The organism is Aeromicrobium fastidiosum, from assembly GCF_017876595.1.
Taxonomy (GTDB): Bacteria; Actinomycetota; Actinomycetes; order Propionibacteriales; family Nocardioidaceae; genus Aeromicrobium; species Aeromicrobium fastidiosum.
In genome coordinates this window covers 3,256,736-3,274,327 of record NZ_JAGIOG010000001.1, presented here as the reverse complement: position 1 = coordinate 3,274,327, position 17,592 = coordinate 3,256,736, and the positions used below count along the sequence as shown (strand labels likewise).

The 17,592-nt window shown below is 70.2% G+C and carries 17 protein-coding genes; 6 read left to right on the top strand and 11 right to left on the bottom strand.

Annotated features, from left to right (window positions below):
* From zwf to tkt, 4 genes are read right to left on the bottom strand one after another with little or no spacing between them, the layout of a single operon-like run.
* A complete protein-coding gene (gene zwf, locus JOF40_RS16360; protein WP_129183610.1) occupies nt 1-1,527 on the bottom strand; it encodes a glucose-6-phosphate dehydrogenase in 1,527 nt (508 codons plus the stop codon).
* On the bottom strand, nt 1,524-3,215 hold the full coding sequence (locus tag JOF40_RS16355; RefSeq protein WP_129183612.1) for a phosphoglucose isomerase-related protein: 1,692 nt from the start codon (nt 3,213-3,215) through the stop codon (nt 1,524-1,526). The genes zwf and JOF40_RS16355 overlap by 4 nt, the downstream gene beginning before the upstream one ends.
* A gap of 3 nt (nt 3,216-3,218) precedes the next feature.
* The gene (gene tal, locus JOF40_RS16350; protein WP_129183614.1) at nt 3,219-4,307 is read right to left on the bottom strand and encodes a transaldolase; all 1,089 of its coding nucleotides are present in this window, start codon (nt 4,305-4,307) and stop codon (nt 3,219-3,221) included.
* Nucleotides 4,308-4,351: 44 nt separating this feature from the next.
* Complete coding sequence (gene tkt / locus JOF40_RS16345) at nt 4,352-6,526, bottom strand: transketolase (protein WP_129183616.1); 2,175 nt, start codon at nt 6,524-6,526, stop codon at nt 4,352-4,354.
* Nucleotides 6,527-6,628: 102 nt separating this feature from the next.
* Here tkt and JOF40_RS16340 point away from each other — a divergent pair, with 102 nt between their 5' ends.
* Entirely contained in the window at nt 6,629-7,558 is a 930-nt protein-coding gene (locus JOF40_RS16340; RefSeq protein ID WP_129184788.1) for a heme o synthase, read from the top strand.
* A gap of 42 nt (nt 7,559-7,600) precedes the next feature.
* On the opposite strand, the gene JOF40_RS16335 is transcribed toward JOF40_RS16340, so the two are convergent.
* The 5 genes from JOF40_RS16335 to JOF40_RS16315 all read right to left on the bottom strand — a co-directional run bounded on the left by JOF40_RS16335 (nt 7,601) and on the right by JOF40_RS16315 (nt 11,911).
* Nucleotides 7,601-8,389 (bottom strand): inositol monophosphatase family protein, encoded by a 789-nt coding sequence (locus JOF40_RS16335; protein WP_129183618.1) that lies wholly within the window; start codon nt 8,387-8,389, stop codon nt 7,601-7,603.
* A gap of 142 nt (nt 8,390-8,531) precedes the next feature.
* Nucleotides 8,532-9,233: a DUF6989 domain-containing protein gene (locus JOF40_RS16330; RefSeq protein WP_129183620.1), complete on the bottom strand. Its 702-nt coding sequence runs from the start codon at nt 9,231-9,233 to the stop codon at nt 8,532-8,534.
* Between the two features lie 31 nt (nt 9,234-9,264).
* Nucleotides 9,265-10,197, bottom strand: a complete 933-nt coding sequence (locus tag JOF40_RS16325; protein WP_246152848.1) for a COX15/CtaA family protein — start codon at nt 10,195-10,197, stop codon at nt 9,265-9,267.
* A complete protein-coding gene (locus JOF40_RS16320; RefSeq protein WP_245343149.1) occupies nt 10,188-10,979 on the bottom strand; it encodes an ABC transporter permease in 792 nt (263 codons plus the stop codon). Before JOF40_RS16320 ends, JOF40_RS16325 begins: the two co-directional genes overlap by 10 nt.
* Entirely contained in the window at nt 10,976-11,911 is a 936-nt protein-coding gene (locus tag JOF40_RS16315) for an ABC transporter ATP-binding protein (protein ID WP_246152849.1), read from the bottom strand. The genes JOF40_RS16320 and JOF40_RS16315 overlap by 4 nt, the downstream gene beginning before the upstream one ends.
* A gap of 50 nt (nt 11,912-11,961) precedes the next feature.
* Here JOF40_RS16315 and JOF40_RS16310 point away from each other — a divergent pair, with 50 nt between their 5' ends.
* On the top strand, nt 11,962-13,047 hold the full coding sequence (locus tag JOF40_RS16310) for an ATP-dependent DNA ligase (RefSeq protein WP_129183622.1): 1,086 nt from the start codon (nt 11,962-11,964) through the stop codon (nt 13,045-13,047).
* Between the two features lie 21 nt (nt 13,048-13,068).
* Here the strand turns inward: JOF40_RS16310 and JOF40_RS16305 are convergent, their stop codons facing one another.
* Nucleotides 13,069-13,848 (bottom strand): GTP pyrophosphokinase, encoded by a 780-nt coding sequence (locus tag JOF40_RS16305; RefSeq protein ID WP_246152850.1) that lies wholly within the window; start codon nt 13,846-13,848, stop codon nt 13,069-13,071.
* Nucleotides 13,849-13,918: 70 nt separating this feature from the next.
* On the opposite strand from JOF40_RS16305, the gene JOF40_RS16300 reads away from it, so the two are divergent.
* The 3 genes from JOF40_RS16300 (at nt 13,919) to JOF40_RS16290 (ending at nt 14,946) form a co-directional block, all read left to right on the top strand.
* Complete coding sequence (locus JOF40_RS16300; protein ID WP_129183626.1) at nt 13,919-14,140, top strand: hypothetical protein; 222 nt, start codon at nt 13,919-13,921, stop codon at nt 14,138-14,140.
* A gap of 53 nt (nt 14,141-14,193) precedes the next feature.
* A complete protein-coding gene (locus tag JOF40_RS16295; RefSeq protein WP_188111803.1) occupies nt 14,194-14,355 on the top strand; it encodes a hypothetical protein in 162 nt (53 codons plus the stop codon).
* A 123-nt stretch (nt 14,356-14,478) separates the two neighbouring features.
* Nucleotides 14,479-14,946: a hypothetical protein gene (locus tag JOF40_RS16290; protein ID WP_129183628.1), complete on the top strand. Its 468-nt coding sequence runs from the start codon at nt 14,479-14,481 to the stop codon at nt 14,944-14,946.
* Between the two features lie 163 nt (nt 14,947-15,109).
* Here JOF40_RS16290 and JOF40_RS16285 read toward each other — a convergent pair whose 3' ends face one another.
* On the bottom strand, nt 15,110-16,153 hold the full coding sequence (locus tag JOF40_RS16285) for a DNA polymerase domain-containing protein (RefSeq protein WP_129183630.1): 1,044 nt from the start codon (nt 16,151-16,153) through the stop codon (nt 15,110-15,112).
* Between the two features lie 76 nt (nt 16,154-16,229).
* Between JOF40_RS16285 and JOF40_RS16280 the strand changes: the two genes are divergently transcribed.
* Entirely contained in the window at nt 16,230-17,528 is a 1,299-nt protein-coding gene (locus tag JOF40_RS16280; RefSeq protein WP_129183632.1) for a DUF2786 domain-containing protein, read from the top strand.
* Nucleotides 17,529-17,592: the final 64 nt, after the last annotated feature.

Genomic DNA, 17,592 nt, shown 5'->3' with positions numbered 1-17,592 from the left:
CTACGGACGCCTCCAGGTACGGCCGTCGCGGGCCATCATCTCGTCAGCCGAGGCAGGACCCCACGTGCCGGACGGGTAGCTGTCGATGGTCGTGCACGACTTCCAGTGGTCGATGACCGGATCGAGGATCTTCCAGGCCAGCTCGACCTCCTCGTGCTGCGGGAACAGCGGCGGGTCGCCCAGCAGGACGTCGAGGATGAGCCGCTCGTACGCCTCGGGACTGCTCTCGACGAACGCACCGCCGTAGGCGAAGTCCATGTTGACGTCGCGGATCTCCATCGTCGTGCCGGGCACCTTGGCGCCGAAGCGCAGCGTCACGCCCTCGTCGGGCTGGATGCGCATGACCAGCGCGTTCTGGCCGAGCTCCTCGATGTCGTTCTTGCTGAACGGCTGGTGGGGGGCGCGCTTGAAGATGACCGCGACCTCGGTGACTCGGCGGCCGAGCCGCTTGCCGGTGCGCAGGTAGAACGGCACGCCCGCCCAGCGGCGGGTCGAGACGTCGACACGGATCGCGGCGTACGTCTCGGCCCGTGAGCCGTCGGGGACGCCGTCCTCCTCCAGGTAGCCGCGCACCTTCTCGCCGCCCGCCCAGCCGGCCAGGTACTGCGCCTGGGCGGTGTGCAGGTCCATGCGGGCCGGGGGCCGGGCGTTGGCCAGTATCTTCTGCTTCTCGAGCCGCAGCGACGACGCGTTGAACGAGACGGGCTCCTCCATCGCGATGAGGGCCATGAGCTGCAGCAGGTGGTTCTGGATGACGTCGCGTGCCGCGCCGATGCCGTCGTAGTAGCCCGCCCGCGAGCCGATCCCGATGTCCTCGGCCATCGTGATCTGCACGTGGTCGACGTAGTGGTTGTTCCAGATCGGCTCGAACATCCCGTTGGCGAAGCGGAATGCCAGGATGTTCTGGACGGTCTCCTTGCCGAGGTAGTGGTCGATGCGGAACACCGACTCGCTCGCGAAGACGTCGGCGACGATGCGGTTGAGCTCCTCGGCCGAGGCGAGATCGTGCCCGAAGGGCTTCTCGATGACGACGCGTCGCCAGCCCTGCGACGACTCGGCGAGGCCGTGCTTCTTGATCTGCGAGACGACGACGGGGAACAGTCCCGGCGGGATCGACAGGTAGAACGCGTGGTTGCCGCCGGTGCCCTGCTGCTCGTCGAGCTCGGCCATCGTGTCGGCGAGCCGCTCCCAGGCCGCGTCGTCGTCGAACTCGCCCGGGACGAACCGGATGCCCGCCGCGAGCTGCTTCCAGACGGTCTCGCTCCACGGGGTGCGGGCACCGTCCTTGGCGGCCTGCTTGATGACCTTGGCGAACGACTCGGTGCCGAAGTCCTGGCGGGCGAAGCCGACCAGCGCGAAACCGGGCGGCAGCAGCCCCCGGTTGGCGAGGTCGTAGACCGCGGGGATGAGCTTCTTCTTGGCCAGGTCGCCCGTGACGCCGAACATGATCAGGCTGCAGGGGCCCGCGATGCGGGGGAGGCGGCGGTCGCGGGGATCCCTGAGCGGGTTGGTGAGCTGTTCGGTCATGCGAGCAGCTCGCGGATGCGGGCCAGTCCTGCCTCGACGTCGGTGAGGTGCAGGCGCAGCACCGGACGACCGTGGTCGCGCAGCACGGCGGCGTCGCCCGCGGCCTGGGAGTCGATGAACGAGCCGAATGTGAAATCGCGGCCCGAGATCGCCAGGTCGTCGTGAGGCGTGCCGGTGATCTGCAGGAACACCCCCGTGGGGGTGCCGCCCTTGTGGAACTGCCCCGTGGAGTGCAGGAAGCGCGGGCCCCACCCGAAGGTCACGGGCCGTGTCAGCTGCTCGGCCAGCGTCTCGCGCACCTCGGCGAAGTCGGCGTGGGCGATGCGGTCGAGGTAGACCTGCACGGCCAGGTAGCCGCGCTCGACGTCGATCTGGTCGAGCAGCCGGTCGAGGGCGTCGGCCAGCGAGGAGCCGGCACCGTAGACGTCGATGCCGTCCTCGCTGAAGTCAGGCGTCGGCACGTCGCCGGCACCGTCGAGCAGCTCGCGAGCGGCCTTCTTGGCGCTCTCGACATCGGGCTGGTCGAAGGGGTCGATGCCGATCAGGCGTCCGGCGACTGCGACGGCGACCTCCCACAGCAGCATCTGCGCGCCGAGGGGGCCGTCGACGACGGCGGCGTAGCCCGACAGGGCCGTGGGCACGGCACTGTCGTCGACCGGCGGGTTGTCGCCCAGCGTCGCGGCGAGAGTCGCATGGGCCAGGTTGCCGGCGAGACGAGCCGTGCGCTCGATGACGCCGACCTGGCTCTGGCCGATGACCGTGATGATCGAGTCGGTCGTGGACGGCACGAAGTTGGGCGCGTCCTCGTCGGGCACGACGACCGGGAGGATGCCCCGGCCCTGCTTGCCCGTCGACTCCGCGACGAGCTGCTCGATCCAGTCGCCGATGCCGTGACCCGAACGGTCGGCCAGCACGAGCTTGTCGACGCCGTGCCGGTTGGCGACGCCCAGCAGCACGCCGAGCCGCAGCGCCGGGTTGTCGACGTCGTCGGCGAAGAGCGCGGCCTGGGCCTGCTCGGCGCTGTCGAGCAGCTCGCCGATGTCGGCGCCGGCGAGACCGCTCGGGACGAGCCCGAACGCCGTGAGCGCCGAGTAGCGGCCGCCGACGTGCGGATCGGCACGGAACACGCGGTAGCCGGCCTCGCTGGCCTGCTCGTCGAGCGGCGAGCCGGGGTCGGTGACGACCACGATGCGCTGCACCGGGTCGATGCCGGCCTCGGTGAAGGCCTGCTCGTAGGCGCGGCGCTGGCTGTCGGTCTCGACGGTGCCGCCCGACTTGCTCGACACGACGACGACCGTGCGGTCGAGCCGGTCGGCCAGGGCGGAGCGCACCATGTCGGGCTGCGAGGAGTCGAGCACCGTCAGGTCGACGCCCGCGGTGTGGCAGATGACCTCGGGGGCCAGGGACGATCCGCCCATGCCGCACAGCACGACGTGGTCGATGCCCTGGTCGTGGAGCTCGGCGCGCAGGGCCTCGATCTCGGCGACCAGCGGGCGGGACGACTCCGCGAGCTGGGTCCAGCTGAGCCGGATGCTCGCCTCGGACTCCGCGTCAGGCCCCCACAGGGTGGGGTCCTGCGCGGCGATCCGCGACGCGACGCGGTCGGCGACGACGCCGTTCAGCGCCTCGTCGAGCTCGTCGGTGGACGGGACGGTGAGCGCGACGTCGACGCCGTGGTGTGCGGGCACCGATCAGGCCTTGTCGAGCTCGGCGGCGACGGTCTCGAGCAGCTCGTTCCAGGAGGCCTCGAACTTCTCGAGACCCTCGTCCTCGAGCAGCTTGACGACCTCGTCGTACGAGATGCCCTCCCGCTCGAGCGCGGCGATGGCGTCGCGCGACTCCTCGTAGGTGCCGTGGACGCGGTCGCCGAGGATCTCGCCGTGGTCGGCGACGGCCTGCAGCGTCTTCTCGGGCATCGTGTTGACGGTGTTGTCGACGACGAGCTCGGTGACGTAGAGCGTGTCGGGCAGGTTGGGGTCCTTGACGCCGGTCGAAGCCCAGAGCGGACGCTGCGCGTTGGCTCCCTTGGCCTTGAGCGCCGTGAACCGGTCGGAGCCGAAGACGTCCTCGTAGGCCTCGTACGCGAGGCGGGCGTTGGCCAGCGCGGCGGTGCCGCGCAGCGGGTGGCCCTCACCGAGCCGCTTGTCGACCTCGGTGTCGACGCGGCTGACGAAGAACGACGCGACCGAGTGGATCGTCGACAGGTCGCGACCTGCGGCGTCGGCCTGCTCGAGACCCTCGAGGTAGGCGTCCATGACGCCGCGGTAGCGCTCGAGCGAGAAGATCAGCGTCACGTTGACGCTGATGCCCTCGGCGATGACCGAGGTGATCGCCGGGAGACCCTCGAGCGTCGCGGGGATCTTGATGAGCAGGTTGGGACGGCTGACCCGCTCCCACAGGCGGTGGGCCAGCTTGATCGTGCCTTCGGTGTCACGGGCCAGATCGGGGTCGACCTCGATCGACACACGACCGTCGGCGCCGCCGCTGGCGTCGTAGACCGGCTTCAGGATGTCGCAGCCGTTCTGCACGTCGGTCGTCGTGAGCTCGAAGACCGTCGTGGCGACGTCCGCACCGGACGCCTTGAGCTCCTTGACCTGGGGCTCGTACTTCTCGCCCTTGGCCAGCGCCGAGGCGAAGATCGAGGGATTGGTCGTGACGCCGACGACGCCGCCGTCGGACACGAGCTCGGCGAGGTTGCCGGTCTCGATGCGCTCGCGGGACAGGTCGTCGAGCCAGATGGACACCCCGGCGTCAGCCAGGGCCTTGAGACGTTCGTTCATGAGTGCTCCTTGGTATGAGAGGTCATGCGTGGACGGGCGCAGCGTCAGTGGGACGGGGCGTCCGCGTTGTCACCCGGGCCGACAGGTCCTGACGGCCGGGCGTGGAACGGTGCGGCGGGCTCGCCCGCGGCAGCCGCGATGGAGTCCTTGGCGGCGGCGGCGACGGCCTCGGCGGTGATGCCGAACTTGTCGTAGAGCGTCTGGTAGTCGGCCGACGCGCCGTAGTGCTCGAGACTGACGACCCGGCCGGCATCGCCGACCACGTCGCGCCAGCCCAGGGCCACGCCGGCCTCGACCGACACGCGGGCGCGCAGCGACGGCGGGATGACCTCGTCGCGGTACGACGCGTGCTGCTGCTCGAACCACTCACGGCTCGGCATCGAGACGACGCGCGCCTGGACACCCTCGGCAGCCAGCAGCTCGCGAGCCTTGACCGCGATCTGCACCTCCGAGCCCGTGCCGAACAGGATGACGTCGGGCGTGCCGTCCGTGTCGAGGAGGACGTAGGCGCCCTTGGACGTCAGCTCTGCCGACGCGTAGCCGTCGGCGTCGCGCGGGAACGTCGGCAGGTTCTGGCGGCTCAGGATCAGGGCGGCGGGCCGGTCGGTCAGCCCCATGATGGTCTTCCAGGCGGCGATCGTCTCGTTGGCGTCGGCCGGTCGGACGACGTCGAGGCCGGGGATGGCCCGCAGCGAGGCGAGGTGCTCGACCGGCTGGTGCGTGGGTCCATCCTCGCCGAGGCCGATCGAGTCGTGCGTCCACACGTAGGTGACGGGCAGCTCCTGCAGTGCCGCGAGTCGCACGGCCCCGCGCATGTAGTCGCTGAACGTGAGGAACGTGCCGCCGTACGGACGCGTGAGGCCGTGCTGCACGATGCCGTTCATGATCGCGCCCATGGCGTGCTCGCGGATGCCGAAGTGCAGCACCCGGCCGTACCAGTCGCCCGTGAACTTCGCGCTGGAGCGCTCGGGCGGAAGGAACGACGGCTCGCCCTTGGGTGTCGTGTTGTTGGAGCCCGCGAGGTCGGCGGAGCCGCCCCACAGCTCGGGCAGGCCGGCGACGGCGGCCGACAGGAAGTCGCCCGACGCCACACGGGTCGCGACGCCCTTGGCGTCGGCCTCGTAGACGGGCAGGTCGGCGTCCCAGCCGGCGGGCAGCTCGCGGTTCTTGAGCCGCTCGAGCAGAGCCGCGTTGTCGGGGTGGGCCGAGGCCCACGCGTCGAACGACGTCTGCCAGGTCTCACGCTCGGCGGCCGCGCGGTCGCGGACGGCCTGCGTGTGGGCGATGACGTCGTCGTCGACGATGAAGGTCTTCTCGGGGTCGAAGCCGAGTAGCTCCTTGGTCGCGCGGATCTCGTCGTCGCCGAGCGCGGAGCCGTGCGAGCCGCCCGTGCCCTGGGCGTTGGGGGTGGGCCAGGCGATGATCGTGCGCAGCTGGATGAAGCTCGGACGGTCCGTGACGGCCTCGGCGGCTTGGTAGGCGTCCCAGAGGGCCTGGACGTCCTCGACGTACTCGGTGCCGCCGTTGGTCCAGTCGACGGTCTGGACGTGCCAGCCGTAGGCCTCGTAGCGCGCCGCGACGTCCTCGGTGAAGGCGATGTTGGTGTCGTCCTCGATCGAGATGCGGTTGTCGTCCCACAGCACCGTGAGGTTGCCGAGCTGCTGGGTTCCGGCGAGCGACGACGCCTCGGCCGAGACGCCTTCCTGGAGGTCGCCGTCGGAGGCGATGACGTAGACGTGGTGGTCGAACGGGCTCTCGCCGGCGGCGGCCGACGGGTCGAGCAGGCCGCGCTCGCGGCGGGCGGCCATCGCGAAGCCGACGGCGTTGGCGACGCCCTGGCCGAGCGGGCCGGTGGTGACCTCGACGCCGGGCGTGTGGTTGTACTCGGGGTGACCGGGCGTCTGGCTGCCCCACGTGCGCAGGCTCTTGAGGTCGTCGAGCGTCATGGGGTAGCCCGCGAGGTAGAGCTGGATGTACTGCGTGAGGCTCGAGTGGCCGCACGAGAGCACGAACCGGTCGCGACCCGCCCAGTGCGGATCGCTCGGGTCGTGGCGCATCAGCTTCTGGTAGTGCAGGTAGGCCACGGGGGCCAGGCTGATGGCGGTGCCGGGGTGGCCGTTGCCGACCTTCTGCACGGCATCGGCGGCCAGGAGACGAACGGTGTCCACGGCCTTCTTGTCGAGGTCTGTCCACTCCAGGGAGGGGGTTCCGGACGTCACAGCGGTGGCTCCTGATCGTCGTACGAGAGTCGATGATGACGGGTGGTGAAGGCCGTCGTGTCGAGCCTACTCGCGTCGCTTAGACTGCTGCACGTGACCGCCATGGATGTGAACACCACCAGCCATGCCGACGTACCCACTTCTCCTTCGTTCACCGACGTGGTCAAGTCGTATGTCGCGCTGACGAAGCCGCGCATCATCGAGCTGCTCCTGCTCACGACCGTCCCGGTCATGTTCCTCGCCCAGCAGGGCGTGCCCCCGTTCTGGCTGGTCATCGCCACGTTCGTGGGCGGCGCGCTGTCAGCAGGCAGCGCCAACGCCCTCAACTGCGTCGTCGACGCCGACATCGACCAGCTGATGCGCCGCACGTCGCGCCGTCCGCTGGCTCGGCACCAGATCCCGACCCGCAACGCGCTGATCTTCGGCCTCGTGCTCGGCGTCGTGTCGACCGCCGTGCTGGGTGTCTGGGTCAACTGGCTCTCGGCCGGCCTCGCGCTGGTCGCCAACGTCTTCTACGTCATCGGCTACACGATGATCCTCAAGCGCCGCACGACGCAGAACATCGTGTGGGGCGGGGCCGCTGGCTGCTTCCCGGCGATGATCGGCTGGACGGCTGTCACGAACGAGCTCGCGTTGGCCCCCGTCGTGCTGTTCCTCGTGGTGTTCTTCTGGACGCCTCCGCACTTCTGGTCGCTCGCGATGCGCTACCGCGAGGACTACGCCGCGGCGAGCGTCCCGATGCTGCCGTCGGTCGTCGGCTCGGCCGAGGTCGCCCGCCAGATCGTCATCTACACGTGGGTCATGGTCGGCACGTCGCTGCTGCTGTGGCCGCTGACGCCGACGGGCTGGTTCTACCCGGCCGTCGCGATCGTGCTCGGCATCGTGTTCCTGATCGAGGCCTACGACCTCAAGTCGCGCGCGCAGGACACCGAGGAGCTCTCGGTGCTCAAGCCGATGCGGCTGTTCCACTTCAGCAACGCCTACCTGGCCCTGCTGTTCGTGGCTGCCGCGGTCGATCCCTTCCTGCGCTGACGGCGGGGTCTGCGCTGACGGCAGGGTCTGCGCTGACGGCCGCTACGACGCCGTGAGGCGCTCGACCAGCTCGTCCAGGGCCTGCGGGTTGGCGGCGAGGTGCCACCGGTGCCCGCGGTGCTCGACGACCGCGGTGCGTCCGCCGGCGGCCTCGACGAGTGCCTGGCCGGGGAGCCAGTCCCACGCGGGGGTGGAGTGCTGCGCCCACGCGCCGACCCGGCCCGTGGCGACGTTCGACAGGTCCATCGACCCCGAGCCCAGGAGTCGAGGTGTGGCGACTCCCGCCACGACGGCCAGCCAGCTCTGCAGCACGTCGGGATCGCTGAGCGTCGACGGGTGGATGTAGGTCGCGAGGCTGCACTCGTCCAGCGGTCGATCGGCGAGGGGAGCCAGCGGCGTGCCGTCGAGCGTCGTGGGCAGGCCGCGACCGCCCACCCACGTCTCGCCGCTGCTCGGCTGGTGCACTGCACCCAGGACGGCGCCGTCGTCGTCCTGCAGCGCCAGTGCGCTGCACCAGTAGGCCAGGCCTGACACGAAGTTGTACGTGCCGTCGACGGGGTCGATGACCCACGTGCGTCCGCTCGTGCCGGTGTGCGCCGCGCCCTCCTCGCCGAGGATCCCGTCGTCCGGACGCGTGACCCGGAGCGTGTTCATGACGTGCTCCTCGGCGGCCCTGTCGGCGGCCGTGACGACGTCCGAGATCGAGGTCTTGACGTCGGTGGTCAGCCCCTCGGCCCGCATCTGGGCAGCGAGGGCACCGGCTGACCGGACGAGGGCCACCGCCAAGTCGGCGTCGGAGAGCGAGGCATCGAGGTCCCAGGCGGCAGGCATGCCGTCAGTCTAGGGATCCCCACCCCCCGCCCCGCGAGTGGCGCAGTTCTGCGATTTCGAGACGGCGTTTCCCGCGAAAATGCGCCACTCGGGGACCGGAATGCGCCACTCGGGGACCGGAATGCGCCACTCGCGGGCACGGTCAGGCGGTGATGCTCCACCCCGCGACGTCGATCAGGAAGAACGACAGGACGAGCGCTCCGAGGTAGAACGTCGACACCGCGAGCGCTGCCCCGATGCGGGTCGGCACGGACGACGTCCGGGTGGCGCGGAAGGCGTGGGCGGTGGCCCAGCCCAGCGCCGCCTCGGCGGGCAGGACGTAGATCGCGACGCCGGCCCACCGAGTGGTGTCGCCGGTGGGCTCCCACAGGCCGAGCATCGGAGCAGCGATCTCGGCAGCCAGGAATACGACGACCGCCAGCACCGCCGCGCGGCCCGGACGACCGGCAGCGAGGGCGACGGCGATGAACAGCGGCGCGACCCACATCCCGGCCATCGCGACCGGGATGACGTCGTCGACCCGCAGCCCGCCCGTGTCGGGAAAGCGCAGGGTGCCGACGAGACCCGCCAGCACCCAGTCGGGCAGCACCTGGAACACCGACACCGGCACCAGGAAGGCGGCCAGCGCGGCGAGGTCCGGACGACCCGACCGCCGCGCGGCGACCTGCAGCGCCGCGACGTAGGCGATGACCGTGAGCAGCACGCCCCACCCCTGGGCCGGGCGGTCGAGCGACAGTGCGGCACCGCCGGCGACCAGCAGGCCGGCGTGCACCACGGCGAGGGGCACCAGGTCGGTGCCGTGGTCGGTGGACGTGGGGGAGTCGGTGACCGACCGTGAGGACATCAGGTCACCGTAGGGTGACCTGGGTCTCAGGTCAACGGGACGACGACTCGACCGTCGCGGGCTGCTGGCCCACCAAGAACCGCGCGGCGACGGTCTCGACCAGCAGGCGCGTGGCCACCGCGACGAGCGCCGCGGCACCGACGAGGTGAACCGCGACGAGCGCGATCGGCAGATCGGTGAAGTACTGCACGAAGCCGATCGTGCCCTGCGCGAGCTCGGCGACGAGCAGGCACACGGCGAGGCGCAGGAGCGGCGTGCCACGCAGCAGCAGGCAGCAGGCGACGGTCAGGGCGACGAGCACGTACACCGCGGCGGCGTGCACGTGGCTCATGACCTGCGGGTCGAGCATGTTGCGCGGTGCCTGGTCGTCGCCCGCGTGCGGGCCGCTGCCCGTCACGACGGTGCCGAGGTAGACGACGACCCACAGGACCGCGTACGTCGAGACGACCAGGGCACGGGTGCGTGGGAAGACCTTGACCGATGACCCGCCACGCACCCGGACGACCAGCAGTACCGATGCGGCGACCAGCGCCAGCGACAGCAGCAGGTGCAGCGAGACGATCCACGGGTTGAGATCGGTCAGCACCGTGATGCCGCCGATGACGCCCTGGAACGGCACGCCCAGCGCGATGAGTGCCGCGAGGCGGCGCAGGTCTCGGGACGTGCGCGACCAGCGCCAGACCGCGACGAACACCGCGACGACGACCGCGATCAGCACGTACGTCAGCATCCGGTTGCCGAACTCGATGACGCCGTGGACGCCGAGCTCGCGGTGCGGCACGAACGACTGGTCGGTGCACTTGGGCCACGTCGGGCAGCCGAGCCCCGATCCGGTCAGCCGCACGAGCCCGCCGGTCAGGATGATGACGGTGTTGGCGACGACGGCGGCCCAGGCCCAGCGCTCGACGGAGGTGTCGGTGGGCCGGCGAAGACCCAGTCCGGCGCGGTGCTCGGTCACTCCCACTTGAAGCTCCTGGAGACGAGAAGGCTGGCGCACACCGTCCAGATCAGCAGGACGACGGTGGCGTAGGCGCTGATGCCCTGGCCGGCGAACGTGTCGCGCAGGCCCTGCCCGAGGGCCCCCGACGGGAGCAGCTCGAGCACGTGGCGGGCTGACTCGGGGTAGCGGCTCAGCGGCACCAGCAGCCCACCGCCCACCAGCAGCAGGACGTAGACGAGGTTGGCGACCGCGAGGGTCGCCTCGGCCCGCAGCGTGCCGGCGATGAGCAGGCCGAGCGAGCCGAAGGCCGCCGTGCCGAGCACGATCAGCAGGAGCATCTGCGCGAGTGCCGTGAGGCCGCCGCGCGGCTCCCAGCCGAGCGCGAGCCCGACTCCCGAGAGGACGGCCAGCTGGATGACCTCGATGACGACGACGGCGCCGATCTTGCCGAACAGCAGACCCCACCGGGGCAGGGGTGACGCGCCGAGCCGCTTGATGATGCCGTAGCGCCGCTCGAAGCCCGTCGCGATCGCGAGCGACGTGAACGATGTCGACAGCACCGCGAGCGCGAGGATGCCGGGGGTGATGATGTCGATCGTGCGACCGGGTCCGAGGTCGACGACGGACGTCGCCTGCGACCCGAGCACCAGCAGCACGAGCGGGATCACCATCGTGATCAGCACCTGCTCGGCGTTGCGGGTCTGCAGCCGCAGCTCCATGACGGTCTGCGCCCGCAGCATCGCCGATCGCGGAGCTGCACCGGGCTTGGGCGAGAGGTCGAGGGCCTTCGGGGGCGCGGTGGTCAACGCAGGACCTTCCCGGTGAGCTCGAGGAACCTGTCCTCGAGGGTCTGCCGCTCGACGAGCAGCGACTCGGTGAGCACACCCTGGCCGGCGCACCACGTGGCCAGCGTCGCGAGCAGCTGCGGGTCGACCGCTCCGGCGACGACGTATGCGCCGGGGGTGACCTCGTCGACCTTGGTGTCGTGGGGGAGCGCCAGCATCAGGTCGACGACGTCGAGTCCGGGGCTGGCGGTGAAGCGCACGGTGTTCTCCGAGCCCGAGGCGGCGAGCAGCTGCGGGGTGCCGGAGGCGATGACCCGTCCGCCGTCGACGATGTGGATCTGGTCGGACAGGGCCTCGGCCTCGTCCATGAAGTGCGTCGTGAGCACCGTGGTGACGCCGCTGGTGCGCAGCTCGGCGATGAGCTCCCACGTCGAGCGGCGGGCGGCAGGGTCGAGCCCGGCCGTCGGCTCGTCGAGGAAGAGCAGCTCGGGGCGTCCGACGATCGCCATCGCGAGGCTGAGCCGCTGCTGCTGGCCACCCGACAGCCGGCGGTAGGGCGTCGAGCCGTACGACCCCATGCCGAGACGCTCGATCAGCAGGTCGACGTCGAGGGGGTGGGCGTGCAGCGACGCCATGTGCCGGAGCATCTCGTGCGACCGGGCACCCGACCACGCGCCACCGGACTGCAGCATGACGCCGACCCGGGGACGCAGCAGGTGTGCCTCCGCGACGGGGTCTAGCCCCAGGACGCGCACCGAGCCGGCCTGCGGGGTGCGGAACCCCTCGCACGTCTCGATCGTCGTGGTCTTGCCGGCGCCGTTGGGGCCGAGGATCGCGGTGACGGTGCCGTGCTCGACCGTGAGGCTGAGCCCGTCGACCGCGGTGACGTCGCCGTAGTGCATCTCGAGGTCGACGACCTCCACTGCGCACACCGCTCGACCCTGCTCAGACACCCCCACAGTGTAGGTGTCGCACGGTGGACGACGACCTTAGGCTGTGCTGCATGGATCTGCCCGTCATGCCACCGGTCAAGCCGATGCTCGCCAAGTCCGTCAAGGGCGTCCCGGCCGCCGACTCGGTCGACGGCGGGCTGTCGTTCGAGCCCAAGTGGGACGGGTTCCGGTGCATCGTGTTCCGCGACGGCGACGAGGTGGCGCTCGCGAGCCGGTCGACCAAGGAGCTGACGCGGTACTTCCCGGAGGTCGTCGAGGCGGTCCTGGCGAACACCCCCGACCGGTGCGTGCTGGACGGCGAGATCTTCCTCGCGATCGACGGACGCCTCGAGTTCGATGCGCTGTCGCAGCGCATCCACCCCGCCGCGTCCCGCGTGAAGACCCTGGCCGAGCAGACACCCGCCTCGTTCGTGGCCTTCGACCTGCTGGCGATCGGCGACGAGTCGCTGATGGACGAGCCGTTCTCGGTGCGACGGGCACGGCTGGAGGAGGCGCTGTCGGCGGCGCAGGCACCCATCCACCTCACGCGCACGACCACCGACGCCGCCGTCGCGCAGGAGTGGTTCGGCATCTTCGAGGGCGCGGGGCTCGATGGCGTCGTCGCCAAGCCGCTGGGCAAGCCGTACGCCCCCAACGGGCGTCAGATGCTCAAGATCAAGCACGCCCGCACCGCCGACGTCGTCGTCGCGGGGTACCGCCTCCACAAGACGTCGACCATGGACCGTCCGCTGCTGGGCTCGCTGCTGCTGGGGCTGTACGCCGACGACGGCAGGCTGCAGCACGTCGGCGTCGCCGCGTCGTTCACCGACACCCGCCGGGCCGAGCTCGTCGAGCTGCTGCAGCCCCTGGTCATCGACAGCTCCGACCACCCGTGGGGCCAGTGGCAGGACGCCGACGCGCAGGCGTCGTCGCGACTGCCCGGCGGGCAGAGCCGCTGGACCGGCACGAAGGACCTGTCGTTCGTGACGTTGTCGCCCGACCTGGTCGCCGAGGTCGGCTACGAGCACATGGAGGGCGACCGGTTCAGGCACACCGCGCAGTTCAAGCGCTGGCGGCCCGACCGTGAGCCGGAGAGCTGCACGTACGAGCAGCTCGAGGAGATCGCGAAGTACGACCTGGGCGACGTCCTGGCTTAGCCGGGAGGTCGGGGGCGTCCGTCAGGAGCCGAGTCGCTTGAGGCGCTCGACGAAGGCGTCATCGGGCAGGGCGACGGTGCCGCGGGACAGCTCGTCCTTGAGCCCGGCCGACAGCTGGCCGGCGGTCTTGACCTCCGCGTGCAGTCGTTCCATCGTGGCGTCGAGCTCGGTGGCGGTGTCGGCGGCGTCCTTGAGCCCGTCGAGGAGCGACTGGGGGACGTCCTCGCGGTACTTGTAGTGGATCTTGTGCTCGAGGCTGGCCCAGAAGTCCATCGCGATGGTGCGCAGCTGCACCTCGACGAGCACCGGCACCTCGCCGTCGCTGAGGTAGACCGGCACCTCGATCAGCGCGTGGAGGCTGCGGTAACCGTTGGGCTTCGGGTCGGTGATGTAGTCGCGCACCTCGACGATCACGACGTCCGACTGGCTCGTGAGCAGGTCGAACACGTGATAGACGTCGGACACGAAGCTGCACGTGACCCGCACGCCTGCGACGTCGGTGATCTTCTCGGCGATCGACTCGAACGTCGAGTCGCACTCCTTGCGGCCCATCTTCTCGAGGATGCTGTCGGGGTTCTTGAGCCGCGACGAGATGTTCTCGATGGGGTTGGTCTCGTGGAGGTGCTCGAACTCGTCGCGCAGGATCGACAGCTTGGTGACGATCTCCTCCATGCCGAACTTGTAGCGCATCATGAACCGCGTGAAGTCCTGCCGCAGCTGCTGGACACCGTCGTGCGAGAAGTCGCCGTCGGGGCGGTCGATGAGTCGACCGAGGTCGAGCTGCGCCGGCTTGTGGTCCACAGGCCCACTGTAGACAGACGATGTCCGTCGTCGCCGGGTGCCGAGCGCGTCCGTGTCGTACCGTCGCTGCATGCACACCACCGTGACGACGGACGACGCACAGCTGGCCGACCGGGTTCGGGCAGCCGACGAGTCGCTCCGCAAGAGCTTCGCCGCCCTGCCCGTCGATGATGTCGTCGTAGAGGTCGAGCGGTCGCTGACCGAGCTCGGCATCGACCTGCCCGCGTCGACGGTCCGCGAGTGGGCGCAGCACATCTCCGACCGCGCCGACTACGAGCTCACGCTGCCCTGAGACATCCTGTCGCCCGGGATGCGGGCCGGAAGCGCCGATCCTAGGCTCGGGTCATGACCCAGAAGCAGCTGTGGACCATCGCCGGGATGCTGTTCGTCGTCTCCGCCATCGCGAGTCTGATCGGCGGCAACACCACGATCGCGATCGCCTTCGTGGCGGTCGGCCTCTCGTTCCTGGCCATGCCGAGCTACCTCGACCGCGGACGCAAGCGATAGGTTCGCGGCCCGATGTGATCGGGCTGAGCCGTGCCACGAAAACACGGGCCGTGAGGTGGTGACTTCGGCACAGCGCCGGGATACCTTTGAGATGTCAAACTGTCACATATATCGGGGGTACACATGCGTCACTCGTGGAAAATTCGTTCAGCAGTCGTCGCCGGCGCTGCTGGCTTGATCGTCGCCCTGCCTGGGGTCGCGTCGGCCGACGTCGGCTACGCGACAGTCGGCTCGTCGACGAGTGTCAGTGCGTCTGCCTCCTACCAAGAGCTCTCCGGCGCCAAGACCGTGTTGCGGACCGTTGCCGAGTTCTCCAACCACAAGTCGTCGTCAGTGAAGCTCACGCGATTCAGGCTCTGCTTCAGCAACACCGCGGTCAGCGGGGCCTGGGTGCTGCCCCGTATAGAGAAGGGCGGCGGAGGAGCCATCGCATGGGAGGCGTCCCAGACGACCTACGTCAAGTCGGGCTCGTGCACGTCTTGGTACACCGTCAACAAGACGTTCTCGGCGTCGCCGGGCAAGTTCTTGTTCGTCATGAACACCAAGCTCGGCTTCATCAACGCCCTCATGACCAGCGGCTTCAGGCGCTGAGTCCATCGTTGTGACTGGGGTGGACGCGTGCGGCTGCCCCAGGACGTCATCACGAACGGGCCATCCCAGGTACCGCCGCGATGACGTCCGCTCGCCAGGTGTTGGGACGTCATTACATCGGTACCTGTGTCACCGCAACGGGGATGACGTCCCGGCGGGGTACTCAGGCCTTCTTGGCCTTGCTCGGCTGCACGCGCTTGGGCTCGCCCGGCATCTTCGGGTACTCCGGCGGGTAGGGCATCTCGGTCGGGTCGGCGTCCCAGAGGTCGAGCAGCGGCGTGAGGTCGTGGGCGACGTCGTCGATCTCGGCCCACGCGTCTCGGTCGGCCGCGAGCTTGCCGGGCACCGTGTGCAGCGTGAAGTCGCGGGGATCGGTCAGCGCGGCCAGCTCGTCCCACGTCACCGGCATCGAGACCGTGGCTCCCGGCGCGGGGCGCAGGCTGTACGCCGAGGCGATCGTGCGGTCGCGCGCGTTCTGGTTGTAGTCGACGAAGATGTTGTCGCCCCGCTCCTCCTTCCACCAGGCGGTGGTGACCCCGTCGGCGCGGCGCTCGAGCTCACGGGCCACCGCGATCGCGGCGTGCCGTACGTCGGTGAACGTCCACCTCGGGGCGACGCGCACGTAGACGTGGATGCCGCGCTTGCCGCTGGTCTTGGCGAACGCGCGGATGCCCAGCTCGGCGAACAGGTCGCGCGCGACGGCGGCGACGCGAACGGCGTCGGCGAACGTGGCCGTGCCGAAGGGATCGAGGTCGATGCGCAGCTCGTCGGGCCGGTCGTTGTCGGTGCGCCGAGTCGGCCAGGGGTGAAACGTGATCGCGCCCATGTGCGCCGCCCACGCCGCGACGGCGATCTCCGTCACGCACATCTCGTCGGCTGGACGGCCGGACGGGAACAGCACCCGCGTGCTCTCGACGTACGACGGCGCGCCCCGCATCATCCGCTTCTGGTAGAAAGCGTCGCCGTGCGAATCGGCCCGGGTCGACATCGCCATGCCCTCGCGGACGCCCTTGGGCCAGCGTTCCAACGCAACCGGTCGGTCGTGCAGCGCGCGCATCAACCCGTCCGCGACGGCGACGTAGTACTCGGCGACCATGACCTTGGTGACCTCGGCGGAGAACTCGGTCGCCTCGTAGATGACCCTGGTGGGGCTCGAGACCCGCACCGTCCGGTCGCCTGCCTCGATCTCGACCGCATCGCTCGCCATGCCGACACTCTAGGGCGGCGGGAGCCCCTGTGGACGGGTCCGGCGGCATGTCGGTCGTCCTTGCGAGGATGGGTGCATGAGCAGGGAGAGCCGCCAGCGGCGCGAGGCCAGACGGCGGGCACAACGACGCACGACGCGGGTGACGCCGCAGCCGTCGGACGACGTCGCGTCCGGCCTGCAGCAGAGCGAGATCATCGCCCTGATCGACCGGGCCGTGCGGTTCGCCGTCGACGCGCCACGGTCCGTCGGGCCACACGTCGCGGTGCTCAACGAGCTCGGTGCCGTGGCCGAGTCGGACTCGTACGACCCCGCTGCACTCGTCGTCGACGAGGCGCTCACGAGGGTCGCCGCGGCCTTCGAGCACGGCTGGCAGCCGCTCGACCTCGTGCACGCCGCACGGCGGCAGACCTCCAAGCCCGCCGCCGAATGGCTCGCACGTGTCGTCCTGATCGAGGCGAGCTCGAGCGGCGCCATGGTGTGCGCGCCCCAGCCGTGGCGCGATCAGCTCACGGCGTTGTCGTCCCGGCACGGGCAGGACGACGCGCTGCTGCCCCTGCACGGACGGGCCACCAGCCAGCAGTGGGTCGCCGCACTCGTCGCTCTCGATCTCCTGCACCGCATCCCTCGGCTCGAGGCTCTCGTGCCGCCGCCGTCGCGCTGGGGCACGAACTCCCCACCCCGTCAGGCGTCCACCGCCGCGGCACCAGCGGGCGGCGACCGGGCCAAGACCCTCGCCAAGATCCGGGCGCTGCTGGCCAAGGCCGAGTCGACCGACTTCGCCGCCGAGGCCGAGGCGTTCACGGCCAAGGCGCAGGACCTCATGACCCGGCACTCGATCGACGAGACGCTGCTCGCCGCCGATGCGGGGTCGTCGTTCGACGTGCACGGACGCCGCGTGCTGATCGACCAGCCGTATGCGCTCGAGAAGGCCACCTTGCTGCACGTCGTCGCCGACGCCAACCGTGTGCGCACGATCTGGAACAGCTTCGCGGCGCACGTGACGCTGGTCGGGCTGCCCACCGACGTCGAGCAGGTCGACCTGCTGTTCACCTCGACGCTGGTGCAGGCGACGCGCGCGATGACCCAGGCCGACCTGTCGTCGGCACCGTTCCGCCGGGCGTTCCTCCACGCCTTCGCCGTCCGCATCGGCGAGCGGCTCACGACGTCGTCGGAGGAGGCTGTCGCCAGCTACGGCTCGAGCCTCGTCCCGGTGCTCGAACGCCAGGCCGAGGCCGTCACCGAGGAGTTCGAGCGACTCTTCCCACACGTCCTATCCGGCTCACGTCGCAGCCGCCAGCTCGATCGACGCGGTTGGGACGCCGGCACGCGGGCCGCCGATGCCGCGGTGCTGCCGGCCGGACGCCTCGAGGCCTGAGACCGCACGAACGGGCCCTCGGCTCACTAAGGCAGTCCTTCCTTGAAGGACCGGAATCAATAAC

What these genes read in the sequence shown, in the direction of transcription:
- JOF40_RS16285 (WP_129183630.1), bottom strand. Translation starts at nt 16,153, where the DNA reads ATGGCGAGCGATGCGGTCGAGATCGAGGCAGGCGACCGGACGGTGCGG.
- JOF40_RS16340 (WP_129184788.1), top strand. Translation starts at nt 6,629, where the DNA reads ATGGATGTGAACACCACCAGCCATGCCGACGTACCCACTTCTCCTTCG.
- JOF40_RS16280 (WP_129183632.1), top strand. Translation starts at nt 16,230, where the DNA reads ATGAGCAGGGAGAGCCGCCAGCGGCGCGAGGCCAGACGGCGGGCACAA.
- JOF40_RS16330 (WP_129183620.1), bottom strand. Translation starts at nt 9,233, where the DNA reads ATGTCCTCACGGTCGGTCACCGACTCCCCCACGTCCACCGACCACGGC.
- JOF40_RS16290 (WP_129183628.1), top strand. Translation starts at nt 14,479, where the DNA reads ATGCGTCACTCGTGGAAAATTCGTTCAGCAGTCGTCGCCGGCGCTGCT.
- JOF40_RS16335 (WP_129183618.1), bottom strand. Translation starts at nt 8,389, where the DNA reads ATGCCTGCCGCCTGGGACCTCGATGCCTCGCTCTCCGACGCCGACTTG.
- JOF40_RS16300 (WP_129183626.1), top strand. Translation starts at nt 13,919, where the DNA reads ATGCACACCACCGTGACGACGGACGACGCACAGCTGGCCGACCGGGTT.
- JOF40_RS16310 (WP_129183622.1), top strand. Translation starts at nt 11,962, where the DNA reads ATGGATCTGCCCGTCATGCCACCGGTCAAGCCGATGCTCGCCAAGTCC.
- JOF40_RS16295 (WP_188111803.1), top strand. Translation starts at nt 14,194, where the DNA reads ATGACCCAGAAGCAGCTGTGGACCATCGCCGGGATGCTGTTCGTCGTC.
- zwf (WP_129183610.1), bottom strand. Translation starts at nt 1,527, where the DNA reads ATGACCGAACAGCTCACCAACCCGCTCAGGGATCCCCGCGACCGCCGC.
- tal (WP_129183614.1), bottom strand. Translation starts at nt 4,307, where the DNA reads ATGAACGAACGTCTCAAGGCCCTGGCTGACGCCGGGGTGTCCATCTGG.